Origin of the sequence: Curtobacterium sp. LFS084 (assembly GCF_047977705.1) — a bacterium.
GTDB lineage: Bacteria > Actinomycetota > Actinomycetes > Actinomycetales > Microbacteriaceae > Curtobacterium.
The window spans coordinates 1-25,555 of record NZ_JBFPFM010000019.1 but is presented as its reverse complement, the minus strand read 5'-3'; the positions used below and the strand labels follow the sequence as shown (position 1 = coordinate 25,555).

Below are 25,555 nucleotides of genomic sequence, written 5' to 3'. Positions count from 1 at the left end.
TTGCTCGAATTCACTACGATCGGAGCATGCTCGACGCTCTCACCTGGCCTGCCGTGATCAGTGCGCTCATGGCGCGCGAAGACCTGACGATCAGCCAGTCCACATGGGCCATGCAGGAGATCGTGGCAGGCCGCGCCACGCCGGCACAGATCGCGGCCTTCGTCGTGGCCCTGCGCGCCAAGGGGGAGACGGTCGACGAGGTCGTCGGTTTCCGCGACGCGATCCTCGACGCCGCCGTTCCGCTCGACGTCGACCCGATGGCGCTCGACATCGTCGGGACCGGTGGTGACGTCGTCGGGACCGTGAACGTCTCGACGATGAGCGCGATCGTCATCGCGGCAGCGGGCGTGCCGGTCGTCAAGCACGGCAACAAGGCGAGCTCGTCGAAGTCCGGGTCGAGCGACGTGCTCGCCGCACTCGGACTCGACCTCACGATGGACGCCGCGCGTGTCGCCGACACCTTCCGGCGTGTCGGTCTGACCTTCGCGTTCGCGAGCGCGTTCCACCCCGGTTTCGCGCACGCAGGCCCGGTGCGGCGGGAGATCGGCGTGCCGACCGTGTTCAACTTCCTCGGGCCGCTGGTCAACCCCGCACGGTGCGAAGCGAACGCCGTGGGCGTGGCGCAGCTCGAACTCGTGCCGATCATCACCGGCGTGTTCCAGACCCGCGGGGCCACGGCGCTCGTGTTCCGCGGCGACGACGGCCTCGACGAGCTGACGACGACCGGCCACAGCCACATCTGGGAGGTCACGGGCGGGCGCGTCACCGAGCACGACCTCGACCCGCGTGACCTCGGCATCGCCCGTGCGCGCATCGAGGACCTCCTCGGGGGCGACCCGGGGCACAACGCCGCCGTGGTGCACCGCGTCCTCGCGGGGGAGACCGGTTCGGTGCGCGACATCGTGCTGCTCAACGCCGCGGCCGGTCTCGTGTCGTTCCGACTCGCCGAGGACCCGACCGAGGTCGACCGGCCGATCCTGCAGCGGTTCCGCGAGCAGCTGGTGGTCGCCGCGGACGCGATCGACTCCGGCGCCGCAGCGCGCAAACTGGCTGATTGGATCGGCGTCGCCCCCGCCGCCTGACCTGCACCGTGCGAGGTTGCTGACCGCTGCACCCGCTGCCCCTACCGCCTGACCTGTACCGTGCGAGGTCGTTGGCTGCGGCACCCGCTGCCGCCGCGCGCCGCACCGTGCGTACTTCGTCACCTGGTGCGCGGTTACGCGCGTGGTGCGGCGCTGCAAGCGCGCACCCCGCGGGCAACCTCGCACCGAACCACGGACGCCGCACCGTGCGCGCCGCGTCATCCGGTGCCCCTACCGCCTGACCTGCACCGTGCGAGGTCGTTGGCTGCGGCACCCGCTGCCGCCGCGCACCGCACCGTGCGTACCTCGTCACCTGGTGCGCGGTTACGCGCATGGTGCGGCGCTGCAGGCGCGCACCGTGCCATCAATCCCGCACCGGGCCACGGACGCCGCACCGTGCGCGCCGCTTCATCCGGTGCCCCTACCGCCTGACCTGCACCGTGCGAGGTCGTTGGCTGCGGCACCCGCTGCCGCCGCGCGCCGCACCGTGCGGGCAACCTCGCACCGAACCACGGACGCCGCACCGTGCGCGAGCGCCCGCGCCTCACCGCACCCGCGCCGCGCCGCGCCCGACCCCAGCGCACCCCACACCCGACCGAGCGCACCCCACACCCCACCGCGCCCACCCCGCGCCCCCGCGCCCCCGCGCGCCCGCGCAACGCCAGGAGGCGCGGTGCTGGTCCGTCGGACCCGCACCGCGCCTCCTGGCGGTCACCGCAGAAGCGGACTACTGGACGTCCTCGTCCACCCAGTCGAACGTCTTCGTGACGGCCTTCTTCCAGAGGCGCAGCGTGCGCTCGCGCTCGGCCTCGTCGAGCTGGGGCACCCAACGCTTGTCCTCCTGCCAGTTGGCACGGAGCTCGTCGAGGTTCGCCCAGAACCCGACGGCCAGGCCGGCCGCGTAGGCCGCACCGAGCGCCGTGGTCTCGGCGACCACCGGACGGACCACCGGCACGTTGAGGATGTCCGCCTGGAACTGCATGAGCGCGTCGTTGGCGGTCATGCCGCCGTCGACCTTGAGCTCCGTCAGGTCCACGCCCGAGTCCGCGTTGACGGCGTCGAGGACCTCGCGGGTCTGCAGCGCCGTCGCCTCGAGGGCGGCACGGGCGATGTGCCCCTTGTTGACGTAGCGGGTGAGGCCGACGATCGCGCCGCGGGCGTCCGGACGCCAGTACGGCGCGAACAGGCCCGAGAACGCCGGGACGAAGTACACGCCGCCGTTGTCCTCGACGGTCTTGGCGAGGGCCTCGACCTCGGGCGCGCTGCCGATCAGGCCGAGGTTGTCGCGGAGCCACTGGATGAGCGAACCGGTGACGGCGATCGACCCTTCGAGCGCGTAGTGGGTCTCCTGGTCGCCGAGCTTGTAGCCGACGGTGGTGAGCAGCCCGTTCTCCGAGCGGACGATCTCCGTGCCCGTGTTGAAGATGAGGAAGTTGCCCGTGCCGTAGGTGTTCTTCGACTCGCCCTGGTCGAACGCGGCCTGGCCGAACGTCGCGGCCTGCTGGTCGCCGAGGATGCCGGCGATCGGGACCTCGCGGAGGAGGTTCGACGACTCGACGTGGCCGTAGACCTCGGAGGAGCTGACGATCTCGGGGAGCATCGACTTCGGCACGCCGAAGTCGGCGAGGATGTCGTCGCGCCACTGGAGCGTCTCGAGGTCCATGAACAGCGTGCGGGACGCGTTCGTGACGTCGGTCTTGTGGACGCCGCCGTCCACGCCACCGGTCAGGTTCCAGAGGACCCAGGTGTCGGTGGTGCCGAAGAGCAGGTCGCCCGCCTCGGCCTTCTCGCGTGCACCCTCGACGTTCTCGAGGATCCAGACGATCTTCGTCCCGGCGAAGTACGTCGCCAGGGGCAGGCCGACGACCGACTTGTAGCGGTCGGTGTCGCCGTCGGCGAGCTTGTCGACGATCGACTGCGTGCGGGTGTCCTGCCAGACGATGGCGTTGTAGACCGGCTTGCCGGTGTTCTTGTCCCAGACCACCGCGGTCTCGCGCTGGTTCGTGATGCCGACCGCCGCGACGTCGTGGCGGGTGATGTCGGCGCGGGACAGTGCCTGGCCGATGACCTCACGGGTGTTGTCCCAGATCTCCGACGGGTCGTGCTCGACCCACCCGGCACGCGGGAAGATCTGCTCGTGCTCCTTCTGTCCGACGGAGACGATCGAGCCGGAGTGGTCGAAGACGATGGCTCGGGTGGAGGTGGTGCCCTGGTCGATGGCGACGATGTAGTCGGCCATTGGTGCTCCTTACGCTGGTGCTCGGGTTGGTGGGGTGAAGACGATCAGGAAGCGATCGGCAGCAGGAAGGTCGAGAGGCCGGCCGCGAGGGCGCCGCCGACGAGCGGTCCGACGACCGGGACCCAGGCGTACGCCCAGTCGCTCGAGCCCTTGCCCTTGATCGGCAGGAAGGCGTGGGCGATGCGCGGACCGAGGTCACGTGCCGGGTTGATGGCGTAGCCGGTCGGGCCACCGAGGCTGACACCGATCGCGATCACGAGGAAGGCGACTGGGACGGCGCCGAGCTCGGCCGGGGTCTTGCCGTTGGTGAAGGCGAGCACGACGAAGACGAGCACGAAGGTGCCGATGATCTCGGTGACGACGTTCCACCCGTACGAGCGGATGGCCGGGCCGGTCGAGAACACGCCGAGCTTGGCGGCCGCGTCGGGCTCCTCGTCGAAGTGCTGCTTGTAGGCAAGCCAGACGATGACCGCACCGATGATCGCGCCGATGAGCTGGGCGATCCAGTACAGGAACATCTCCCCGACGGTGATCTTGCCGAGGATGGCGAGCGCGAGGCTGACCGCGGGGTTGAGCTGGCCGCCGGAGCTGTAGGACACGGTGACACCGGCGAAGACCGCGAAGCCCCAGCCGATCGTGACCATGAGGAAGCCGGCTCCGAAGCCCTTGGACTTCGTCAGCGAGACGGCGGCGACGACGCCGCCACCCAGGATGATGAGCATCGCCGTGCCGACGAGCTCGGACAGGAAATTGACGCCGATGCCGTCCATCGGTGACCTCCAGTGCGTGAGGGTGGGGGTCCGGTGGTACAGCGCCGGCACTCCCCGTTGAGTGATTGGGGCCGAGCATACTGACGGGCATCGGCGGATCGCGACGCATCGGTGAGGGAAGTGCGCGATTGTGCACGAACGTGCACGGACCGTGTGCGCTCGCGCATCCCAGGTCGGTGGGCACCCCTCGGCGGCGTGCACGAACGTGCACACGGCAGGAACGGTCGCCCGGGGTGGCGATGTAGATTGAGGGCACTCCGGTCGACGACGGCGGTGCTGCCTCGCGATCGCCCGCACCCCGTGGAGGTCAGCATGAAGAAGCTCATCAACGATCCGCAGGCCGTGGTCGACGAAACCGTCCGCGGGTTCGCCCGCGCGCACGCCGGACACGTCGTCCTCGTCGAGGACCCGATCCACATCCACCGCGCGGACGCCCCGGTGTCGGGCAAGGTCGGCATCGTCAGCGGCGGCGGCAGCGGGCACGAGCCCCTCCACGCCGGGTTCGTCGGACACGGCATGCTCGACGCCGCGGTGCCCGGGCCGGTCTTCACGAGCCCCACCCCGGACCCGATCGTCGCCGCGACGAAGGCCGTCGACGGGGGAGCCGGCGTGCTCCACATCGTCAAGAACTACACCGGGGACGTCCTCAACTTCGAGACCGCAGCCGAACTCGCCGGTATGGACGACATCCGGGTCGAGTCGGTCGTGGTGGACGACGACGTCGCCGTGCAGGACTCGCTCTACACGGCCGGCCGGCGCGGAGTCGCCGGGACCGTCGTCGTCGAGAAGTGCGCCGGCGCCGCAGCCGAGCGCGGCGACGACCTCGACGCCGTCGCCGCCGTGGCGCGGCACGTCAACGACGTCACCCGCTCGATGGGGCTCGCGCTCGCCTCCGGCACGGTCCCGCACGCCGGCGAGCCGTCGTTCACCCTCGCCGACGACGAGGTCGAACTCGGCATCGGCATCCACGGCGAGCCCGGCCGCGAACGCATCCCGATGGCGGCGGCCGACGAGCTCGTCGACCGGGTGCTCGAACCGATCCTCACCGACCTCGCCGCTCCCGCCGGGTCGAAGCTGCTGCTCCTCGTGAACGGCATGGGCGGCACACCGCTGTCCGAGCTGTACATCGTGTACCGACGCGCCGCCGAGGTCCTCACCGACCGCGGCCACGACGTCGCGCGTAGCCTGGTCGGCGACTACGTGACATCCCTCGAGATGCAGGGGTTCTCGCTCACCGTCACGGTGCTCGACGACGAACTCACCGCCCTCTGGGACGCACCGGTGGAGACCCCGGCACTGCGCTGGGGACGTTGACCCACCGCCCACCCTCCAGGAAGGAACACCGAATTGGCGCTCGACACCGCATGGGCCATCGACTGGGTCCGACGCACCGCCGCCACGATCGACGACCACCGGGCCGAGCTCGTCACGCTCGACCGCGAGATCGGTGACGGCGACCACGGCGAGAACCTCGACCGGGGCTTCCGCGCCGTGCTCGAGGCCGTGGACGCCGGTTCCTTCGACACCCCCGGAGCCGTGCTCAAGGTCGTCGCGACGAAGCTCATCTCGACGGTCGGCGGGGCCGCCGGGCCGCTCTTCGGGACCGCGTACCTCAAGGCAGCACAGGCTGCGGGCGACAAGACGGAGCTCGACGCCGACACGCTCGTCCAGGTCCTGACCGCCGCGCGGGACGGCATCGTGTCGCGGGGCAAGGCCGCCGTCGGCGACAAGACGATGGTGGACGCCTGGTCGCCCGCCGTCGACGCCGCGCCCGCCGCCGCAGCAGCCGGCGACGCACCGGAGCGGGTGCTGGCGGCCGCGGCGGACGCCGCCGCCACCGGCGCCGAGTCGACCGACCCGCTGGTCGCCCACAAGGGTCGGGCCAGCTACCTCGGGGAGCGCGCCATCGGGCACCGTGACCCGGGTGCGCAGTCGACGGTCTACATCCTCCGTGCGGCCGTGGACGCCGCGTGAGCGTCGGCATCCTGGTCGTCTCGCACAGCGCGTCGATCGCGACCGGCACCGTCGAGCTCGCCCGGCAGATGGCCGCCGACGTCCCGATGGTGGCCGCGGGTGGCACGGACGACGGCGGGATCGGGACCTCGTTCGAGGCGATCACGGCCGGTATCGAGGAACTGGGTGCGGCCGACGCCGTGGTCGTGCTGTGCGACCTCGGGTCCGCCTACCTCACGACCGACACCGCGCTCGACTTCCTCGACGACGACGCCCGGGCGCGCGTGCACGTCTCGCCGGCTCCGCTGGTCGAGGGGACCGTCGCCGCGGCGGTCGCCGCGCAGACCGGCGGCGACGTCGACGCGGTCCTGGCCGCTGCCGCGTCTGCCGCAGCCTCCGAGACGGACGCGAGCCGTGCCTCCAGTGCGTCCGACGACGGTCCTGGAGGCGCGGCACCGGTCTCCGGGACGCCGCCCGTCGACGAGGCGGCCGCGTCCGAGACGGTGGAACTCGTGAACGAGAGCGGGCTGCACGCCCGGCCCGCCGCGGAGTTCGTGAAGACGGCCGCGAAGTTCGCGGCCGCCGTGCGGGTGAACGGGGTGGACGCCAAGAGCCTGCTCGCGATCATGGCGCTCGCGCTGCCGAAGGGGGCCACCGTCACGATCGAGGGCACCGGGCAGGACGCCGCCGAAGCAGTCGACGCCCTGGTGGCGCTCGTCCGTTCCGGCTTCGGCGAGTGACCGGACCCGTCCGGGTTCCAGCGAGGCGCCGGATCTAGCGGATCTCGCGGATCTCGCGGATCGAGACGGTCCCGGCGAGGTCGAGGTCGGACGGGCCGCCGGTGACCCCGGCGTCGGCGAGGAGCGTGGCGCCGAACACCGCGCTCCAGAACGTCCGTGCGTCACGACCGACGCCGCTCCCGCTCGTCCACCCGTGCTCGGTGACGACCCGCTCGAGGTAGCGTTCCGACTGGCGGAACAACACCTGCAGGAGCAGCCGGACGCGGTCGCGTTGCGCGGCGTCGTCGCCCGCCGCAGCGAGGGCCCGGACGACGAGCGGGGTCGACGGCATCGCGAGGGCGGTCCGTGCGAGCACCCGACGGAAGGCCTCGGCGCTGCCGGCTCGACGCCCGGCAGCCTGCAGGCGCGTGGTGTCGCGAAGGAAGAGCGCGAACGCGGCGTCGAGCACCAGGCGGTCCTTCGAGCCGTAGTGGTGCGTGATCTGGTTCGGGTACACGCCCGCGGCCCGCGCGATCTCGCTGACGGTGATCGACCGCCGCGTGGGCCGACCGCCCTCGCTGGCGCCCAGCAGCCCGGCGGTCGCGGCGAGGATCCGTGCCCGCGTGGCCGCACCCCGCGGGGTCCCGGGAGCGTCGCTTGTGGTTGCCATGCCGGAATTGTACGTGGTACAACTCAACTTGTTCAACGTACAAGAAGGAGTCACCCGTGCACATCTCCATCACCGGCTACGGGGCGGTCTCGCCGTTCGGCCACGGCGTCGACACGCTCTGGGACGCCCTCGTCGCCGGTCGCTCGGGCGTGCGCGTCCTCGACTGGACCGGAGCGCACTGGGACCAGGTGCCGATCCAGGTGGGGGCCGCCGCCGCACTCGACGCCGACGCCGCGCTCGGACGGGTCCGCGCGAACCGGCTCGACCGCAGCCAGCAGCTCGCCCTCGTCGCCGCGGAGGAGGCATGGGCGGACGCCGGCGCACCCGAGGTGGCGGGGGACCGCCTCGCCGTCGTCGTCGGCACCGGGATCGGGGGAGTGGAGACCCTCCTCGACGCGCACGACGTGCTCGGGACGTCAGGGGCACGTCGGGTGTCGCCGCGCACGGTGCCGATGCTCATGGCGAACGCCGCCGCCGCGCAGATCAGCATCGCGTTCGGTGCACGCGCCGGTGCCTACACCACGGTGTCGGCCTGCGCGTCCGGCGCCGAGGCGATCGCGGCGGCCGCGCGACTCATCGTCACCGGGGAAGCTGACGTGGTCATCGCCGGCGGGACCGAGGCGGCCGTGACGCCCGTGACGATGGCGTCGTTCGCCCAGTCGCAGGCGCTCGCGAAGCCCGGCGACGACGACCCGACGACGCTCTCCCGCCCGTTCGACGCATCCCGCCGCGGGTTCGTGCTCGGGGAGGGCGCCGGGTTCGTCGTGCTCGAGCGGGCCGACCACGCCGCAGCCCGTCGTCGGCCGTCCCACGGGACCCTCGCCGGCTGGGGCATCACGTCGGACGCCTTCCACATCACCGCGCCGCTCGCCGACGGCTCCGAGCAGGAGCGCGCGATGACGGCGGCGATCCGGATGGCCGGGCTGACCGGCGCCGACATCGACCACGTCAACGCACACGCGACGAGCACCCCCGTCGGCGACGTCGGCGAGGCCGCGGCCATCGCCCGCGCCGTCGGCACGGGCGCCGTCGTGACCGCACCGAAGGGAGCGATCGGCCACCTGTTCGGTGCGGCGGGCGCCGTCGAGGCGATCCTCGCCCTGCGCGCGATCGAGACCGGGGTCGTCCCCGCGACCCTGAACCTCGAGCACCTCGACCCGTCCGTCGAGCTCGACGTGGTCGCGGGGGCCGCGCGAGAGGTGCCGATCCGAACGGCGCTGAACAACTCGTTCGGGTTCGGTGGGCAGAACGCGTCGCTGGTGTTCACCGCGGCATGACGCTCTGTGACGCCGATCGCGCCAGGAGCGGACGCGCCTGCCTACGCTCCATCCACTGGCACCGTGGCCAGCACAACCCGTCATCGAGGAGCCCGACCGTGACCGAACAGACCATCGCCCGCCAGGTGCACGAATTCAACGAGGGCTTCACCGCCCAGATCGGCCCGGACCTGTCCGCGGTGTTCGACGGTGAGCAGCGGGACCTCCGTGCCGCGGGCGTGCCAGGGGACGTCGTCGGCGTCGGCGACACGACCCCGGACGCCCCGCTCGTGACGCCGACCGGAGAACGGACCTCGCTCTCCGCCGTCCGTGGCGATGCGCCGACCGTGCTCGTCTTCTACCGCGGCGCCTGGTGCCCCTACTGCAACATCACCCTGCGCACGTACCAGCATGAGCTGTTGCCCGCGCTCGAGGGTCGCGGCACCCGGCTCGTGGCCGTGTCGCCCCAGACACCGGAGGCCGCGGAGCAGTCCATCGCGAACGGCGAACTCGCCTTCCCGGTCCTCACCGACCCGGAGAACGAGCTCGCCGGACGGTTCGGCATCGTGACGGAGCCGAGTGCCGCGGCGCGTGGTGCGCACACGGCGCTCGGGTTCGACGTCGCGGACAGCAACGCGGACGCGACCGCCGCGATCCCGTTCCCGTCGGTGTTCGTCATCGACGCCGGCGGCGTCGTGCGCTTCGCGGACGTCCACGTCGACTACACGACCCGCACCGAGGTCGCCGAGGTCCTCGCCGCCGTCGACGCGCTGCTCGCCGAGGCGCGCTGACACGTCGGAGCGGAGGTTGCCGGCGGCGTTCGGTGGGGTCGTGCTCAGCTCGGCGTGAGTTCCTGCAGACCGGTGACGCGCAGGAGGTCGAGCTTTGCGGCGTCCTCGGTGCCCGGCACGGCGGTGTAGACGACGATGCGGAGGTCCCCACCCGGCACGCTCAGCACGTCGCAGTCGATCTCGATCGGGCCGACCGAGGTGTGCACGCGCTTGCGGCTCGCGCGGTGCTCGGCGACCCGGCCGGTGTCCCAGCGGCGCTCGAACTCGGGTGACTCGCGACGCAGGCGGGCGACGAGCTCCGCGAGGTCGCGATCCGCCGGGTACCGGCCCACCGCGGCACGGAGGTCGGCCGCGAGATCGCTCGAGAACTCCTCCTGGTGCTCGTCGTCGAACTCGACCTCGTCGTGCCCGTGCATGAAGTGCCGCCACACGAGGTTCCGGTCCATGCCCGTGTACCGCGACGGGTCACCGGTCATCGCGGCCCAGAGGGCGTTCCACAGGATGATGTCGTGCGCGGCGGTGAAGACGGCGAGCGGGACGTCGCCGAGGCGGTCGATGATCCGCTGCACGCCCGGCGTCACGTGCCGCGGGACCATCCGGCGGGACGGCAGCGCGGTCCCCGCGACCCGGTGGAGGTGCTCACGCTCCGCATCGGACAGCCGGAGTGCGGTGGCGAGTGCGCCGAGCAGTTGCGGGGACGGGTTCGTCGCCCGCCCCTGTTCCAACCGGACGATGTAGTCGACGCTCACCCCGGCGAGCGCAGCGAGCTCCTCGCGACGGAGACCGGGCGTCCGTCGGCCGGACCCGGCCGGCAGGCCGACCGCTTCGGGACGGACCCGGTCGCGCCAGGAACGCAGCACACTCGCGAACTCGCTCATGCCCACCATCCTCGACCCGCGCCTCCCGGCCTGCCTGGTACTGGTGGTCCCACTGTCGAGCGGTGCCTGGGGGACCCGGCCACGGGGGCGGAGGCTGGGGGCATGACAACGACACTCATCACCGGAGCCAACCGCAGCCTGGGGCTCGAGACCGTCCGTCGCCTCGTCGAGGCCGGGCACACCGTGTACGCCGGCATGCGCGACCCCGACACCGGGGACGAAGCGCGGGCCCTCGGCGCGCACGTCGTCCAGCTGGACGTCACCGACCAGGCCTCGGTCGAGCGCGCGGTCGGCGAACTGCCCGGACTCGACGTGCTCGTCAACAACGCCGGCATCCTCGGGACGTCGTTCGGGGTCGACGACCTGGACGCCGACGCGATCACGGCGGTGCTCGACACGAACGTGACCGGCGTCGTCCGGGTCACGCAGGCTGCGCTGCCGCTGCTGCGGGAGTCGGCGAACCCGGTCATCGTCAACGTGGCCTCGGGTGTGGGCTTCCCGCGGTGGCTGACGACCCCGGGTCGGGACGAGTTCCCGGTACCGGCGGTGCCGTACGCGGCGTCGAAGGCGGCGCTCATCGCCCTCACGGTGCAGTACGCGAAGAACCTGCCCGGGTTCCGGGTGAACGCGAGCGACCCCGGGTACACGGCGACGGAGTTCAACGGGTTCGGCGGGCACCAGACCGTCACCGAGGGGACGGACGCCACGGTGGCGCTGGCGACGATCGGCTCGGACGGGCCGACGGGGGAGTTCCACGACCGGGACGGGCGCATCGCGTACTGAGGAGCGAGGCGGAGGCGCGCCACGGGGCACGCCGCGCGCCCCGCGGCCGCTTCGTGAGCAGGAGAAGTCCGGTCCGACGGACGGACCCGACACCTTCTGCTCACCGAGTACGTCCCCACCGCGGGCGGGACGGCCTGGAGGCACGGCGCGCGTGGGACGGGGCGAGCTCGCCCCGTCCCGTGGCCGGGTCGCAGAGCGCCCGGTTCAGTCGTGCACGTCGGCACCGAACCCGGGGCCGGGACGCATCATCCAGCCCGCGGCGTCGGGGAGCGGGCGGAACCCGAACCGCTCGTACAACCCGTGGGCGTCGGCGGTGAAGAGCGCGAACCGCTTCAGCCCGAGCGGCTCGATCGCCTCGGTGACACCCCGCACGAGGGCGACGCCGACCCCGCGGCCCCGCGATCCCGGGTCGACGAAGACGTCGGCGAGCCAGCCGAACGTCACGCCGTCGGTGATCACACGCGCGTACCCGAGCTGCTGCCCCGAGTCGTCGTCGTACACCCCGAAGTTCCGGGAGCCCGCGATGATCGCGTCCTGCGTCGCACGATCACGGCCGCGGGCCCAGTAGGACTCCTCGCTCAACCAGCGGTGCACGCGGGCGACGTCGAGGTCGTCGGGGTCGGCGGAGAAGCGCAGTCCGTTCATGCAGCCAGTGAAGCGGCGGCCGTGTCCCGCCCGCAACGGCCGATCCGCGATCTGTGGACAGTACGCGCGTCGGGCTCCGTCTGTCAGGATTGCCCGATGCGCGCAGTCCAGTACGACGAGTTCGGTTCCGTCCCCGCGGTCGTCGAGGTCCCGGACCCGACCGCCCCCAGCGACGGCGTGGTCGTCCGGGTCGCCGCGACCGGTGTCTGTCGGAGCGACTGGCACGCGTGGAAGGGGCACGACGACTCGGTACACCTGCCGCACGTCCCGGGGCACGAGTTCGCCGGCGTGGTGTCGTCGGTCGGACCGGACGTCCGGGGGTTCGCCGTGGGGGACCGGGTCACCGCGCCGTTCGTCTTCGCGTGCGGCGAGTGCGAGCAGTGCCTGGACGGCGCGACGCAGGTGTGCACCCGGCAGCAGCAGCCGGGCTTCACGCTCCCGGGCTCGTACGCCGAGGCAGTGGTGGTCCCGCACGCGGACGTGAACCTCGTCGCGCTGCCGGAGGCCGTCGGGTTCGCCGAGGCCGCTGGGCTCGGCTGCCGCTTCGGCACCGCGTACCACGCCCTGCACGCCCGGGGACGGGTCGCCGCGGGAGAGTGGGTGGCCGTCTTCGGCTGCGGGGGAGTCGGGCTGTCGGCCGTCATCGTCGCGGTCGCCGCCGGAGCGCACGTCGTCGCGGTGGACGTCTCGCCCGCAGCGCTCGCACGTGCGGAAGCCCTCGGCGCGATCGCAGTGCCGATGGACGACGCGGTCCCGGACGCCGTCCGGACCGTCACCGGTGGTGGTGCGCACGTCTCCGTGGACGCGTTCGGCAGCCGTGCCACCTCCGTCGCTGCGGTGGACTCACTCCGGCCGCGCGGTCGGCACGTCCAGGTCGGGCTGCTGCTCGACGACGAGGCCGTGCCGGCGATCCCGATGGGCCGCGTGATCGGCGACGAGCTCGAGCTGCTCGGCAGTCACGGCATCTCCGTGGGGGAGTACGCCGCGATGCTCGACGACGTCGTCGCGGGTCGTCTCCGCCCGGCGGAGTCGATCGGTCGGACGATCGGGTTCGACGAGCTCCCCGAGGCGATCCTCGCGATGGACCGGCCGGCGACGTCCGCCGGCATGACGGTCGCGGTGTTCTGACTCTCTCGGCCGGGGAACCTCTCTCGGACGGCCCGGCTCCGACGGTTCCTGCAGAGCTGATCTCTCGAGGTGGTCATCCTGCTGACTCACCGGTCCGCACGTCAGATCGAGAACGAGGGCCCGCTGGAGTCGAGTGGCTCTCCGCGGAGGCGCGGGTTTTCGTCCGACACGTAGCGAGACCAGGGTTCGATCGGAGCAGTGCCGCGCGGCCGGGGGGTGGTCGTCACGGAGCCGATCGTGCGGTCGAGCAACGGGTGGGGAAGCGCACGATCAGTGCGCGGTCGATCTCCGAGTTGACATAATATGCATTATCGGCGCGCTGCACAGAAGCCAGGAAGGGTCTCAGGACTGGTCGTCACCGCTCGTCGGGACGTCGTCCGCGTCGATCTCAAGCGAGGCGTGCTCCTCGCCGTGTTCCTCGAGGTTCGACCGGTCTGTGTCCGGCTGCTCCGGCTCCTCGGCGTGCGTGGTCTCTTCGGCGGGGTCAGGCTGGCTGTAGCTCATGTGTCGGACCGTACGCGGGCACGCCTGGGCGGGCATCCGCCGGTCCGGAACGCGCACCCGGCCGACCATGAGTCGTGCTCTCGCTGGCTGTGCACGACCGAACGCCCCGCCGGCACGGGCCGTCGGGGCGTTCGGTCACGAGGTCGGTGACCCGTCAGGAGCTGTCGTCGTTCCCCTCGTCGGTCACCGGCGCTCGTCGTGTCAGTTGTTGGTGACCGCTGGCACGACGACCGCCAGCGCGACGATGATCAGGATGATGGACAGCACGATCGCGATGGCGCTCAGGACGATGCCGGCGAGGACCATCCCACGGCTGCCGACCGCACGACGACGGGCGATGATCCCGAGCACGAGGCCGACGATCCCCGCGATGAGACCGATCCAGACGAACAGGAACGAGAAGACGACCCCGACGATGCCGAGGACGAGTGAACCGATCGCGATGCCGTTGCCACCGCTCGCGGCCGGCGCAGCACCGTTCCGTGCGGGCGGGTATCCATTCGTGGACATGAAGAGCTCCTTCGGTCAGGGACGCTCTCGACGGCCGGGCAGCCGCGGGCCAGAGGACGTGAGCGTCAGCCCGGACGCTAGACCGCTCGGCCAGCTGGCGCTCAGGTTCCTCGTGGTCCGCCGTACCCCGTTTCAGGTTCCGACGTAGGCGGCGAGGTGCTCCCCCGTGATCGTCGACCGCGCCGCGACGAGTGCGGCCGGGGTGCCTTCGAAGACCACACGACCACCGTCGTGACCCGCGCCGGGGCCGAGGTCGATGAGCCAGTCGGCGTGCGCCATCACGGCCTGGTGGTGCTCGATGACGACGACGGTCCGGCCGGCCTCGACCATCCGGTCCAGCAGCCCGAGCAGCTGTTCGACGTCCGCCAGGTGCAGCCCGGTGGTCGGCTCGTCGAGCACGATGACGCCGCCGGGGTCACCGAGGTGCATCGCGAGCTTGAGTCGCTGCCGCTCGCCGCCGGACAGGGTCGTGAGCGGCTGGCCGATGGTGAGGTACCCGAGACCGACGTCGACGAGTCGGGCGAGGATCGCGTGCGCCGCGGGGATCCGCGACTCCCCTGCTGCGAAGAACGCCGCCGCCTCGGCCACGGGCATGGCGAGGACCTCGCTGATGTCCTTGCCGGCGAGCCGGTACTCGAGCACCGACTGGTCGAACCGCTTGCCGTCGCACTCGACGCACGGGGTCGCGATCCCCGCCATCATGCCGAGGTCGGTGTAGACGACACCGGCACCGTTGCACGCGGGGCAGGCGCCCTCGGAGTTGGCGCTGAACAGGGCGGGTTTCACACCGTTGGCCTTGGCGAACGCCTTGCGGATGGGTTCGAGCAGTCCGGTGTACGTCGCCGGGTTGCTCCGACGCGACCCCCGGATCGCACCCTGGTCGACCGCGACGACACCGTCGCGGGGTGCCAGTGATCCGTGGATCAGCGTGCTCTTGCCGGAGCCCGCGACACCCGTCACGACGGTGAGCACCCCGGTCGGGACGTCGACGTCGATCCCCTGCAGGTTGTGGGCGTCGGCACCGCGGATCGCGAGCACGCCGGTCCGCTCGCGCACGACGTCCTTCACGCGCACCCGGTCGTCCAGGTGCCGACCGGTCACCGTGTCGCTCGAGCGCAGGCCGTCGACCGGCCCCTCGTAGCAGAGCGTGCCACCGTCCTTGCCCGCACCGGGTCCGAGGTCGACGACGTGGTCCGCGATCGCGATGACCTCGGGCTTGTGCTCGACGACGAGCACCGTGTTGCCCTTGTCACGGAGCCGGAGCAGCAGCGCGTTCATCCGCTCGATGTCGTGCGGGTGCAGGCCGGTGCTCGGCTCGTCGAACACGTACGTGACGTCGCTCAGCGACGAGCCGAGGTGCTTCACCATCTTGACGCGCTGCCCCTCTCCCCCGGACAGCGTCCCGGTGGGACGGTCGAGCGAGAGGTAGCCGAGACCGATCTCCACGAAGGAGTCGACGGCGTCGCGGAGGCCGTCCAGCAACGGCCCGACGGTCGGCTCGTCGAGTCCGTGCAGCCAGGTGGCCAGGTCGGTGATCTGCATGGCGCAGACGTCCGCGATGCTCTTGCCGGCGATCGTCGACGAGCGGGCGACGTCGTTCAGCCGGGTGCCCCCGCACGCCGGACAGGTGGTGAAGGTGACTGCGCGGTCCACGAACGCCCGGATGTGGGGCTGCATCGCTTCGCGGTCCTTCTGCAGGAGCGAGCGGCGCACGCGCGGAACGAGTCCCTCGTACGTCATGTTGATGCCGGCGATCTTCCGCTTCGTCGGCTCGCGGTACAGGAAGTCCGCTCGCTCGGCGTCGGTGAAGTCCCGGATCGGGGTGTCCTTGTCGAAGTACCCGGACTCGGCGAACATCCTGACGTTCCAGCCGTCGGTGCCGTAGCCCGGGACCGTGATCGCACCGTCGGACAGCGCCTTCGTGTCGTCGAACAGCTGGGTGAGGTCGATGTCGGTCACCGTCCCGCGACCCTCGCAGTCGGCGCACATGCCGCCGAGGCGCGAGAACGAGACCTTCTCGGCCTTGGCGTCCTTGCCCTTCTGCACCGTGATCGCGCCACCCGCGGTCACGGTCGCGAGGTTGAACGAGAAGGCGTTCGGTCCCCCGACGTGCGGCGTGCCCAGCCGGCTGAAGAGGACGCGGAGCATGGCGTTCGCGTCCGTCACGGTGCCGACGGTGGACCGTGGGTCGGCACCGATGCGTTCCTGGTCGACGACGATCGCCGTGGTGAGCCCGTCCAGTACGTCGACGTCCGGACGCGCCAGCGACGGCATGAACCCCTGCACGAAGGCGCTGTACGTCTCGTTGATCATGCGCTGCGACTCGGCCGCGATCGTCGCGAAGACCAGGGAGCTCTTGCCCGAACCGGAGACGCCGGTGAAGACCGTCAGTCGTCGCTTCGGCAGGTCGACGTCGACGTCCCGGAGCGTGTTCTCACGCGCACCCCGGACTCTGATGCGGTCGTGGCTGTCGGCGGCGTGCTCGGCGCTCGGTTCCATGACCACAGCGTAGCGGTGACGTGTCACGTTCCACAGGACGGTTCCGGAGCGGAACGGACGCTCCAGAGGGTGGTTCCGGTCCGGAACGAGCGGGGATCAGGTCGTCGTGTAGCGACGGACCAGCTCGGGGAGCTCCGCCGGCTCGAACGGCTCGTCCGTCGCGTCGAGTTCGTCCGCCGTCCACCACCGGGCGCGCAGGATGTCCACGCGCTCGTCGTCGGTCCACTCGGCGTCCGAGAGCGTGAAGCCGGGCGTCCGGACGACGTAGAACTCCGCGTGGCCGCGGTCGTGGTCGGCCAGGTCCCACTCGACGGTGAAGTCCCAGGACCACACCGGCTCCCCCGGCTCGTCGATGACGATGCCGGTCTCCTCGCGCAGCTCGCGGATCGCCGCGTCGCGGTGGTCCTCGCCCGGGTCGACGCCACCGCCCGGCGTGATCCAGCGGTGGGCGCCGTCCGACGACGGTGAGTTGGTGTCCATGAGGAACACGCGACCGTCGGGGTCGAGCAGGATGATCCGGGAGGTGCGGCGCAGGCCGGGCTTCGCAGTCACCCGTCCGACGTTAGCCGACGAAGCCGCTGACGTCGCCGACGAGCTTGGTGTGGTCGGCGGGGATCGGCTCGACGGCCGCCGCAGCGATCTCGGCGGCGAACTCGGAGACGCTGTAGAGCTTGCCGACCTCGGCACGGCGCCCCTCGATCGCTCCCGGGTTGAGGCGGTTGAGGAGGGTCGCGGTGATCGTGCCCTCGATCATGTCGCCGGACACCACCACGAACTCGATGCCCGCGGCGTCGAGCTGCGGCACGAGCTCGCGCAGGGCGAGCTCGCCGGCACGCTTGCTCTTGGCGACCGGGACGTACTCGTCCATCGTCTCGGCCGTCTCGACGAAGTGCGCCTGGTGGCTCGTGACGAACACGACCCGTGAGCCGGCGGGCATGTGCGGGACGGCGGTCTGCAGCATGTCGACCTGTGCGTCGCGGTTCAGTCGGAGGGCGTAGTCCTCGCCGAGGCCGGACTCCATGCCGCCCGAGGCGTTGAGCACGAGCAGGTCGATGCCGCCCCACTCCCCCACGACCGTGTCGACCATGGCCTGGACGGAGTCGTGGTCGGTGAGGTCCGCGCCGACCGCCAGGGCCGATCCGCCTGCCGCGACGATCTTCTCGGCGATCTGCTCGGCACGCTTGGCCTTGTTCCGGTAGTTCACGACGACCTTGGCGCCGGCCTCGGCCAGGTACCCGACGGTGTCGGCTCCGATGCCGCGGGACGACCCCGTGACGAGGGCGCGCTTGTCGGCGAGGGATCCGGGGGCGAGGGGGTTGCTCACAGTCGTGTTCTCCAGGTCTGGTTCGGCGGTTCGGCCGCCGACGAGCCTACCAACCACCGGGCAGCCGCAGCACTGAGGTGATATGTTGAACGGAGTTGGACCGGCCGTCGCGACGCAGCGAGCAGCCGCGCGCGACCGAGGGAGGGAGATCGCGTGAACGGGATCGATTGGATCCAGACCGTCGTCTGGATCGGACTGGTGCTCCTGCTGGGTGTGGTCGAGATCTTCACGCTCGACTTCATCTTCATCATGCTCGCGGCCGGCGCCGCCGGGGGCCTCGTCGCCGCCCTGCTCGGCGCCCCGTGGTGGCTGTCCGCCATCGTCGCTGCCGGCGTCGCCCTGCTGCTGCTGTTGCTGGTGCGCCCGCGCCTGCTGACCGCGCTCGGCCGGAACGCCGACCCGCACCGCACCAACGTCGAGGGCCTCATCGGGTTGCCCGGCACCGTCGCCGTCGCGTTCACCGCGTCGTCGCCCGGACAGGTCCGCCTCGCCAACGGCGAGACCTGGAGCGCCCGCATCGCCGCCGGCTCCACAGACCGAACACCGCCGCTCGGGACCCCCGTGGTCGTCGAGTCCATCGAGGGGTCGACGGCTGTCGTCCGCCTCGGAGAAAGGGCCACCTCGTGACCATCTCAGCCGGGACGATCGCTCTGCTCGTCCTCATCCTGGTCGTCGTCATCTTCGTGATCGTCGTCCTGTCCCGCGCGATCCGGATCGTGCCGCAGGCGACCGCGGGCATCGTCGAACGCCTCGGGAAGTACCACAAGACCCTCAACCCTGGGTTGAACCTTCTGGTGCCGTTCATCGACCGGCTCCGGCCGCTGCTCGACATGCGTGAGCAGGTCGTGTCGTTCCCGCCGCAGCCCGTGATCACCGAGGACAACCTGGTCGTCTCGATCGACACGGTCGTCTACTTCCAGGTCACCGACGCCCGTGCGGCGACGTACGAGATCGCGAACTACCTCGGTGCGGTCGAGCAGCTCACGACCACCACGCTCCGCAACGTCGTCGGTGGCCTCAACCTCGAAGAGGCGCTGACCAGCCGCGACAACATCAACGGCCAGCTCCGCGTCGTGCTCGACGAGGCGACCGGCAAGTGGGGCATCCGCGTCGGCCGCGTCGAGCTCAAGGCCATCGAGCCGCCCGTGTCGATCCAGGACGCGATGGAACAGCAGCTGCGCGCCGAACGGAGCCGTCGTGCGGCGATCCTGCAGGCCGAGGGCACGAAGCAGTCCCAGATCCTCGAGGCCGAGGGGCAGCGGCAAGCCGCCATCCTCGCGGCCGAGGGTGACGCGAAGGCCCAGGTCCTCCGCGCCGAGGGTGAGGCACAGGCCATCGCCACGGTGTTCGACGCCATCCACACCGGCGACCCGGACGACAAGCTCCTGTCGTACCAGTACCTGCAGACGCTGCCGAAGATCGCCGAGGGCAGCGCGAACAAGCTCTGGATGATCCCGAGCGAGTTCACCGAGGCGCTGTCCGGCATCGCCAAGGGCTTCACGACCGGCCGCACCGGCAGCGGACCCGTCGCGGGCGGCGCCGCCGGCGGCGACTTCCTGTCGCGCATCTCGAAGCTCGCCAACGAGAGCCTCGCGAACACCGCCGCAGCCGACGCGGCTGCGGCGTCGGTGCCCCGCCCGGACGCCACCGCGGCGGACATCGTCCCCGAGTCCGAGCTCGACCAGCGCCTGGCCGAGTCGAACCGCAGCGTCGACGCGCACCTCGCGGCCTCCGACGAGGCAGCGGCGGACGAGCTTCGTGACGCCGCGGCCGACGAGCACCACGCCGCTCCGACGCACGCAGCGGCGGACGAGCACCAGGCCGCACCGACGGACGCCGGTCCGGACGCCTCCGGACACCGCACGAGCGACGGCTCCGGCCGCCGCTGACGACGCGATCACCGAACACGACGACGCCCGCCCCGGCAGACCGGGGCGGGCGTCGTCGTGTCCGAGTGCGGTGTCAGGCGCCGCGTCGAGCACGCAGGAACTGCAGGCGCTCCTGCAGGAGCTCCTCGAGTTCCTCGCGCGAACGGCGTTCGAGCAGCATGTCCCAGTGGGTCCTGGGGGCCTTGACGTCCTCTTCGGCGACCTCGACGGGGATGCCGTCGTCACCGAGGAGTCGTCCTTCACGTCCGGAGCGGGGCTCCGACCACGTCTGGGGCACGTCCGCATCCGCCGAGAAGACGATGTCGAACGTCTCCCCCGATTCCGTCTGGTAGACCGCTCGCTTGCGGTCCGAGAGCTCGACGCCCTCTTCGCTCTGGAGACTCTGACTCCCGAGCCGCATGCCGCGGAGACTCCGATCAGCCATGTGTGTGCTCCTCTCGCTCGTCTGCCCTGCACAACACTGTCCCACGCGCCTGCACTCCCGGACCGGCGCATTCACAGTCCTCTCCCAGTGCCGGGGCTCGGCAACCGGATTCCCACCGGACAGCCAGCGAGCCGCTGCTGCAGCTCGCCACGGCCACGGCGTGCCCCGCGACTGGTCGGCTCAGACGCGGCGAGCCCCCGCGGCGGGTCGGGACCGCCACGGCGTGCCCCCGCGACTGGTCGGCTCAGGCGCGACGCGTAGCCCGGCGCCGACTCCACGGGGCGCAGGCGAGCAGGACGAGCAGCCCGCCGAGCGAGAGCACGAGCGCGATCGACCCCGATGCGAGGGTCGCCGGCGTCGTCGAGGTCCCGAGCGGCACGTCCGTCACCATGGACGTCGCGGTGTAGGCGGGCACCCGGTCGATCGTGCGACCGGTCGGGTCGATGACCTGCGACGCCCCGACGGTCGAGATGTTCACGAGCGACCGCCCCGTCTCGATCGCCCGCATCCGGGCGATCTCGAGCTGCTGCAGGTTCTCGTCGGTGCCGTCGAAGTCCGCGTTGTTCGTCTGCGCGAGGATGACCTGCGCTCCCCCGCGCGCCATGTCCGTGGCGAGACCGTCGTCGACGATGTCGAAGCAGATCGCGATCCCGGCCTTGATCCCGGCGACGGACAGGACGTTCGGCTTCGTCCCCGGGGTGTAGTCACGCTGCAGCAGCCCGATGAGCGACGGCGCGAGCTTCGAGAAGAACCACCGGTCGGGCACGTACTCACCGAAGGGCACCGGACGCTTCTTGTCGTAGGACGACTGCCAGCCGTCCTTCGTCCACACGAACGAGGTGTTGTGCAGGACCCCGGAGGACGTCTGCGTGATCGCGCCGGCGACGATCGGCGCACCGACGCCGTCGACGACCTGGTCGAGCGCGGACGCGATCACGGGCTGCTGCCGCGGGTCGAACTCGGCGGAGCCCTCGGGCCACACCACCAGGTCGACGCCCTTCGCGTCGACGTCGGTCGCCGCGACCTGCGCGCTCAGCACCGCGCCCGGAGCCGCCCGGTCGAAGTACCCGGCCGGACCGTTCCCCTGCACGGACTCGATCCGGATCGTGCCGTCGGTCGCGGTCGTCCACGCGGGCACGGCGAGCACCGCCGCGACGAGCAGCCCGGCGGTCGCCACCCTGAACGGGACGCGGACCGGGCGACCCGGGCCCCTGGGCGTGACGAGCGCGAGCGACAGGACGACGGCGACGCAGTACACGACGACGAACGTCACGCCGAGGACGCCGACGTAGGCGGCCAGGTGCGTGAACGGGCCCTCCGACTGCGAGAGGCCGACGCGTCCCCAGGCGAAGCCGCCGTAGGGCCAGCTCCCCGAGAACCACTCGCGTCCGGTCCAGAGTGCGGCGACGACGGCCGGGAGGCCCCACACGCGTCCGGCGGTCGACGGCAGGACGCGCGCGACCCAGCGGTACGCGAGGGCGATCGCGACGCTGCCGAGTGCGAAGAAGGCGGCTTCGAACAGCGCGAGCGCGAACCACGGCACCGGCCCTAGGTAGCGGCCGGCCCACGAGATCGCGGGGATCCAGAAGGCCGCTCCGGCAACGTAGCCGAGCCACGCCGCACGCCGGGCGCGCTGGCCCATCGCGGCGAGCAGCATGCACGCGAGTGCCGGGTAGGCGAGGAACCACCAGCCCGGCGAGGGGAACGCGAGTGCGAAGAGCACGCCGCCGATCACGGCGAGCGGGAACGCCTGCGCGAGCGGGAGGGCGGCGAAGTCCGGCCGACGGCCCGCCGGAGGGAGCGCTGCAGCGCCGCGACCGACCCCGGCGGACGCGCCACCGGCGGTCGCGGACGCGCCACCGGACGTGCCACCGGGGGCAGTGGACCCGTCGCCCTGCGGGCGCACGTCGGACTCGGGAACCGGCACCGTGCCTCCTGTCAGACCGCCGCGTAGGCGACGATGCCGCGGCGCACCGCGTCCGTCGCCCGCCGCGCGGTCTGGGCGAGGTCGTCGTCGCCGGCGTTCCGGATCTGGTCGAGCAGGTCGATGACCTGCTTCGACCAGCGCACGAAGTCACCGGCCGGCAGGTCGAGCGTGCGGAGCACGTCGTCGAGCGCGGAGCCCGACGCCCAGCGGAACATGCCGACCGCGGCGGCCGGGGTCGGCGGCTGCGACCCGGCGAGGCGGGCGTCCCGCTCGATGTCGTCGAGGCGCGACCAGATCGTCAGGGTCTCGTCGAGCGCGGGCCGGAACGCACCGCGGGGCAGGGCGTGCTCGGTGCCGGGAGCGTCCTCGCGGCGGGGCTGGTAGACGATCGTGGCGGCCATGGCGGCGAGCTGCGCCGGGGTGAGGTCCTTCCAGACACCGGCTTCGAGGCACTCGGCGACGAGCAGGTCGCGCTCCCCGTAGATCCGCTGCAGGCGTCGCCCGCCCGCGGCGACCGTGGCCTCGCCGTTGCCGGTGTCGACCAGGTAGCCGAGCTGGAGCAGCACGTTCGTGACCCGGTCGAAGGTGGTCGCGACCGCACCGGTGCGGGACCGGATCTGCTGCACGAGCTTGTCGTTGGCGCGCTTGAGCTTGTACCAGCGCTCGGACCAGCGCGCGTGCGCCTCACGGTCGGGGCACGCGTGGCACGGGTGCCGCTGCATCCGTCGCCGGACGTCGGTGATGGCCGCCTGGCGCTCGGCCCGGGCGCCGTGCGAGGCCTCGCGACCGCCGGGGACGTTCGTCCGCTCGAGGTCGGAGCGCTCCCTGCGCAGGGCCGCGTACTCGGTGAAGTCCCCGAGGTGGCACTGCATCGCCTGCTGGTAGCCGTCGAGCGACTCCTGCTGCGACCGCACCTTGCGGGCCAGGTCGACGACGGACCGGTCGGCCTGGAACTGGGCGAACGAGGTCTCGAGGACCTCGCGCGTGCGCTGCCGTCCGAACTGGTCGATCAGGTTGACGGCCATGTTGTACGTCGGCTTGAACGAGGAGTTGAGCGGGTAGGTCCGCCGACTGGCGAGTGAGGCGACGCCCTGCGGGTCGAGGCCGTCCGACCACTGGATGACCGAGTGCCCCTCGACGTCGATGCCGCGGCGGCCGGCACGACCGGTCAGCTGCGTGTACTCCCCCGGCGTGATCGGCACACGGGCCTCGCCGTTGAACTTCTCGAGCTTCTCGAGGACCACCGTGCGGGCCGGCATGTTCACCCCGAGCGCCAGGGTCTCGGTCGCGAAGACGACCTTGAGGAGCTTGCGCTGGAAGAGGTCCTCGACCACCTCCTTGAAGGCGGGCAGCAGGCCGGCGTGGTGTGCGGCGACCCCGCGCTCGAGCCCCTCGAGCCACTCCCAGTAGCCGAGGACGGCGAGGTCCTCGTCGAGGAGCGTGCGGCAGTGGTACTCCGCCGTCTCGCGGATCTCGTTGCGTTCCTGGGCCGTCGTCAGCGACAGGCCGGAGCGCAGGACGTTGCGGACGCCCTGGTCGCACCCGTTGCGACTGAAGACGAAGAAGATCGCCGGCAGCAGCATCCGCTCGTCGAGCATGTGCGCGATGCGCTCGCGGTGGAGCTTCTCGGTACGGGGCCCGCGACGGTCGTGGTAGCCGCCACGCCCGCGGCCACCGCGGTGTCCACCGCCGTGTCGCTCGCTGCGGGAGGCTCCGCCGACGAGGCGCAGGAGCTCCGGGTTGACCCGGTTCGTCGCCGCGGCACCGCTCGAGTCGAACAGGTCGACCATCTTCGAACCGACGAGCACGTGCTGCTCGAGCGGGACCGGCCGGTCCTCGGAGACGATGACGTCGGTGTCGCCGCGGACGGTCTGCAACCAGTCGCCGAACTCCTCGGCGTTGGACACCGTGGCGCTCAGCGAGACGAGACGGACCTCGGTCGGGAGGTGGAGGATCACCTCTTCCCACACGGCACCGCGGAACCGGTCGGCGAGGTAGTGCACCTCGTCGAGGACGACCCACGCGAGGTCGTCAAGCAGGTCGGAGTCCGCGTAGATCATGTTCCGCAGGACCTCGGTCGTCATCACGACGACGCGCGCCCGCGGATTGACGTTCGTGTCGCCGGTGAGCAGCCCGACCTCGGACTCGCCGTAGACGTCCACGAGCTCGGCGTACTTCTGGTTGCTCAGCGCCTTCATCGGCGTCGTGTAGAAGACCTTCGCCGAGGGCTGCCGCATCGCCAGCCAGATCGCGAACTCGGCCACGACGGTCTTGCCGGCACCGGTCGGCGCCGCCACGAGGACGCTGCGCCCCTGGTCGAGCGCGTCGCACGCGGCGAACTGGAACGGGTCGAGGTCGAACCGGAGGTCGGTGCGGAACAGTTCGAGGTTGCGGGACCGGTTCCGGACCTTCGCCGCCCGGAACCGTTCGGCAGCGCTGGGTTCCGTCGTGCTCACAGTCCGTACTCTTCGTCGAGCTTCGCCTGGCGCTTGGCCACCCGGCGGTCGTGGACCCAGGCCACGGCGCACGCGGCGACGTACAGCACGATCATCGGCACGGCGAGCAGGAACATCGAGATGACGTCGGCGCTCGGCGTCACGATGGCGCAGAAGACCAGGATGCAGAGGATCGCGACGCGCCACGACTTCATGATCGACGCCGCGGACAGTACGCCGACGAAGTTCAGCAGCACCAGGAAGACCGGCAGGACGAACGCGATGCCGACGGCGACGATGAGCTTGATGACGAAGTCGTAGTAGGCCTTGGCGTCCACGATCGAGGTGTCCTGGCTCGACACGAAGCTGCCGAGGATGCCGACCACGTGCGGCAGGATGTACCACCCGAACCAGCAGCCGGCGAAGAACAGCGGGATCGCGGTGCCGAGGAAGCCCCAGACGTACTGCTTCTCGCGGCGGACCAACGCCGGGACGATGAACGCCCAGATCTGGTACAGCCACACCGGGCTCGCGATGACGATGCCGATGGTGATCGCGATCTGCAGCTTCAGGTCGAAGGCGCCCGTGATCATCGGGAAGTTCAGTTCGGCCGTGTGCCCGCCGACCTTGGCGAGCTGGGAGACCGGGGACCGCAGCGCGTCGAGCACGAACGGGGTGAGGAACCACCCGCCGACCGCGGCGACGACGATCGCGATCACGGCGCGGAACAGTCGGTTGCGCAGCTCGATGAGGTGCTGCCCGAGCGACATGCGGCCTTCGGCGTCCTTCGTCGGACGCCCGGTCCGCCTCGCTCGCCCGCGCGCGGTCGTCGAAGCCATGCCTCGATCCTACGGGGTCGGGACCGACAGTCGACCGCGACGTGCGATCGCACAGGTGGGTCACGGACTCGGGCGACAGGGGCGGCCCGCGGTGGCGGGTCACGGCGCAGGGGGCGGCGTACGGGAGGCGCGGTGCGGGCTGGCACCGCGCCTCCCGTCCCGTCGGTGGGCGCGTCTGCGGCGGGGCCGACGCCCGGGAGCGACCCGAGCCCGGGTCGGCGCGCTGACGCGCAGCGCAGCGGGAGCGCGCCTCAGTCGGCGGCGAGGGCCGCGGCGGCGAAGTCGCGGAC

At 71.5% G+C, this 25,555-nt stretch carries 24 protein-coding genes; 10 read left to right on the top strand and 14 right to left on the bottom strand.

Features of this window, described 5'->3' with window-relative positions; all coding sequences use genetic code 11:
* Window positions 1-26 precede the first annotated feature (26 nt).
* The gene (gene trpD / locus ACNQOV_RS11275) at window positions 27-1,082 is read left to right on the top strand and encodes an anthranilate phosphoribosyltransferase (protein ID WP_416394554.1); all 1,056 of its coding nucleotides are present in this window, start codon (window positions 27-29) and stop codon (window positions 1,080-1,082) included.
* 727 nt (window positions 1,083-1,809) lie between these two features.
* Here the strand turns inward: trpD and glpK are convergent.
* On the bottom strand, window positions 1,810-3,321 hold the full coding sequence (gene glpK / locus ACNQOV_RS11270; RefSeq protein WP_402262935.1) for a glycerol kinase GlpK: 1,512 nt from the start codon (window positions 3,319-3,321) through the stop codon (window positions 1,810-1,812).
* Window positions 3,322-3,365: 44 nt separating this feature from the next.
* Window positions 3,366-4,091 (bottom strand): MIP/aquaporin family protein, encoded by a 726-nt coding sequence (locus ACNQOV_RS11265; RefSeq protein WP_022907269.1) that lies wholly within the window; start codon window positions 4,089-4,091, stop codon window positions 3,366-3,368.
* 312 nt (window positions 4,092-4,403) lie between these two features.
* On the opposite strand from ACNQOV_RS11265, the gene dhaK reads away from it, so the two are divergent.
* From dhaK to dhaM, 3 genes are read left to right on the top strand one after another with little or no spacing between them, the layout of a single operon-like run.
* Complete coding sequence (dhaK, locus tag ACNQOV_RS11260) at window positions 4,404-5,405, top strand: dihydroxyacetone kinase subunit DhaK (RefSeq protein ID WP_416394553.1); 1,002 nt, start codon at window positions 4,404-4,406, stop codon at window positions 5,403-5,405.
* Window positions 5,406-5,438: 33 nt separating this feature from the next.
* Window positions 5,439-6,065, top strand: a complete 627-nt coding sequence (gene dhaL, locus ACNQOV_RS11255) for a dihydroxyacetone kinase subunit DhaL (protein ID WP_416394552.1) — start codon at window positions 5,439-5,441, stop codon at window positions 6,063-6,065.
* Complete coding sequence (dhaM, locus tag ACNQOV_RS11250) at window positions 6,062-6,784, top strand: dihydroxyacetone kinase phosphoryl donor subunit DhaM (protein ID WP_416394551.1); 723 nt, start codon at window positions 6,062-6,064, stop codon at window positions 6,782-6,784. Before dhaL ends, dhaM begins: the two co-directional genes overlap by 4 nt.
* 34 nt (window positions 6,785-6,818) lie before the next feature.
* Here dhaM and ACNQOV_RS11245 read toward each other — a convergent pair whose 3' ends face one another.
* On the bottom strand, window positions 6,819-7,433 hold the full coding sequence (locus tag ACNQOV_RS11245) for a TetR/AcrR family transcriptional regulator C-terminal domain-containing protein (protein WP_416394550.1): 615 nt from the start codon (window positions 7,431-7,433) through the stop codon (window positions 6,819-6,821).
* 56 nt (window positions 7,434-7,489) lie between these two features.
* Between ACNQOV_RS11245 and ACNQOV_RS11240 the strand changes: the two genes are divergently transcribed.
* Together ACNQOV_RS11240 and ACNQOV_RS11235 are read left to right on the top strand one after the other, a co-directional pair.
* Window positions 7,490-8,710, top strand: a complete 1,221-nt coding sequence (locus ACNQOV_RS11240; RefSeq protein WP_416394549.1) for a beta-ketoacyl-[acyl-carrier-protein] synthase family protein — start codon at window positions 7,490-7,492, stop codon at window positions 8,708-8,710.
* A gap of 98 nt (window positions 8,711-8,808) precedes the next feature.
* Window positions 8,809-9,480, top strand: coding sequence for a peroxiredoxin-like family protein (locus ACNQOV_RS11235; protein ID WP_416394548.1), 672 nt, complete (start codon window positions 8,809-8,811; stop codon window positions 9,478-9,480).
* A 44-nt stretch (window positions 9,481-9,524) separates the two neighbouring features.
* Here the strand turns inward: ACNQOV_RS11235 and ACNQOV_RS11230 are convergent, their stop codons facing one another.
* A complete protein-coding gene (locus ACNQOV_RS11230) occupies window positions 9,525-10,358 on the bottom strand; it encodes a helix-turn-helix transcriptional regulator (RefSeq protein WP_402262953.1) in 834 nt (277 codons plus the stop codon).
* A gap of 102 nt (window positions 10,359-10,460) precedes the next feature.
* On the opposite strand from ACNQOV_RS11230, the gene ACNQOV_RS11225 reads away from it, so the two are divergent.
* Window positions 10,461-11,141, top strand: a complete 681-nt coding sequence (locus ACNQOV_RS11225; RefSeq protein WP_416394547.1) for an SDR family NAD(P)-dependent oxidoreductase — start codon at window positions 10,461-10,463, stop codon at window positions 11,139-11,141.
* Window positions 11,142-11,345: 204 nt separating this feature from the next.
* On the opposite strand, the gene ACNQOV_RS11220 is transcribed toward ACNQOV_RS11225, so the two are convergent.
* Window positions 11,346-11,786: a GNAT family N-acetyltransferase gene (locus ACNQOV_RS11220; protein ID WP_022907280.1), complete on the bottom strand. Its 441-nt coding sequence runs from the start codon at window positions 11,784-11,786 to the stop codon at window positions 11,346-11,348.
* A 96-nt stretch (window positions 11,787-11,882) separates the two neighbouring features.
* Between ACNQOV_RS11220 and ACNQOV_RS11215 the strand changes: the two genes are divergently transcribed.
* Window positions 11,883-12,914, top strand: coding sequence for an alcohol dehydrogenase catalytic domain-containing protein (locus ACNQOV_RS11215; protein WP_416394546.1), 1,032 nt, complete (start codon window positions 11,883-11,885; stop codon window positions 12,912-12,914).
* 342 nt (window positions 12,915-13,256) lie between these two features.
* Here ACNQOV_RS11215 and ACNQOV_RS11210 read toward each other — a convergent pair whose 3' ends face one another.
* The 5 genes from ACNQOV_RS11210 to ACNQOV_RS11190 form a co-directional block, all read right to left on the bottom strand.
* Window positions 13,257-13,418, bottom strand: coding sequence for a hypothetical protein (locus ACNQOV_RS11210; protein ID WP_022907282.1), 162 nt, complete (start codon window positions 13,416-13,418; stop codon window positions 13,257-13,259).
* Window positions 13,419-13,619: 201 nt separating this feature from the next.
* Window positions 13,620-13,928, bottom strand: a complete 309-nt coding sequence (locus ACNQOV_RS11205; RefSeq protein WP_402262965.1) for a hypothetical protein — start codon at window positions 13,926-13,928, stop codon at window positions 13,620-13,622.
* A gap of 132 nt (window positions 13,929-14,060) precedes the next feature.
* On the bottom strand, window positions 14,061-16,427 hold the full coding sequence (locus ACNQOV_RS11200) for an ATP-binding cassette domain-containing protein (protein ID WP_416394545.1): 2,367 nt from the start codon (window positions 16,425-16,427) through the stop codon (window positions 14,061-14,063).
* Between the two features lie 96 nt (window positions 16,428-16,523).
* Entirely contained in the window at window positions 16,524-16,979 is a 456-nt protein-coding gene (locus tag ACNQOV_RS11195) for an NUDIX hydrolase (RefSeq protein WP_022907285.1), read from the bottom strand.
* A gap of 10 nt (window positions 16,980-16,989) precedes the next feature.
* Complete coding sequence (locus ACNQOV_RS11190) at window positions 16,990-17,751, bottom strand: SDR family oxidoreductase (protein ID WP_022907286.1); 762 nt, start codon at window positions 17,749-17,751, stop codon at window positions 16,990-16,992.
* Between the two features lie 153 nt (window positions 17,752-17,904).
* On the opposite strand from ACNQOV_RS11190, the gene ACNQOV_RS11185 reads away from it, so the two are divergent.
* Window positions 17,905-18,378, top strand: coding sequence for an NfeD family protein (locus ACNQOV_RS11185; protein ID WP_042723839.1), 474 nt, complete (start codon window positions 17,905-17,907; stop codon window positions 18,376-18,378).
* Window positions 18,375-19,640 carry an SPFH domain-containing protein gene (locus ACNQOV_RS11180; RefSeq protein ID WP_042723840.1) on the top strand — a complete coding sequence of 422 codons (1,266 nt, stop codon included), beginning with the start codon at window positions 18,375-18,377 and terminating at the stop codon, window positions 19,638-19,640. Before ACNQOV_RS11185 ends, ACNQOV_RS11180 begins: the two co-directional genes overlap by 4 nt.
* Before the next feature lie 73 nt (window positions 19,641-19,713).
* Here ACNQOV_RS11180 and ACNQOV_RS11175 read toward each other — a convergent pair whose 3' ends face one another.
* From ACNQOV_RS11175 to tatC, 4 genes are all read right to left on the bottom strand, one after another.
* Window positions 19,714-20,064 (bottom strand): RNA polymerase-binding protein RbpA, encoded by a 351-nt coding sequence (locus ACNQOV_RS11175; RefSeq protein WP_070419007.1) that lies wholly within the window; start codon window positions 20,062-20,064, stop codon window positions 19,714-19,716.
* Between the two features lie 244 nt (window positions 20,065-20,308).
* A complete protein-coding gene (gene lnt, locus ACNQOV_RS11170; protein ID WP_416394544.1) occupies window positions 20,309-21,991 on the bottom strand; it encodes an apolipoprotein N-acyltransferase in 1,683 nt (560 codons plus the stop codon).
* An 11-nt stretch (window positions 21,992-22,002) separates the two neighbouring features.
* A complete protein-coding gene (locus tag ACNQOV_RS11165) occupies window positions 22,003-24,447 on the bottom strand; it encodes a DEAD/DEAH box helicase (RefSeq protein WP_416394543.1) in 2,445 nt (814 codons plus the stop codon).
* Entirely contained in the window at window positions 24,444-25,196 is a 753-nt protein-coding gene (gene tatC / locus ACNQOV_RS11160) for a twin-arginine translocase subunit TatC (protein ID WP_402263809.1), read from the bottom strand. The genes ACNQOV_RS11165 and tatC overlap by 4 nt, the downstream gene beginning before the upstream one ends.
* Between the last annotated feature and the right edge of the window lie 359 nt (window positions 25,197-25,555).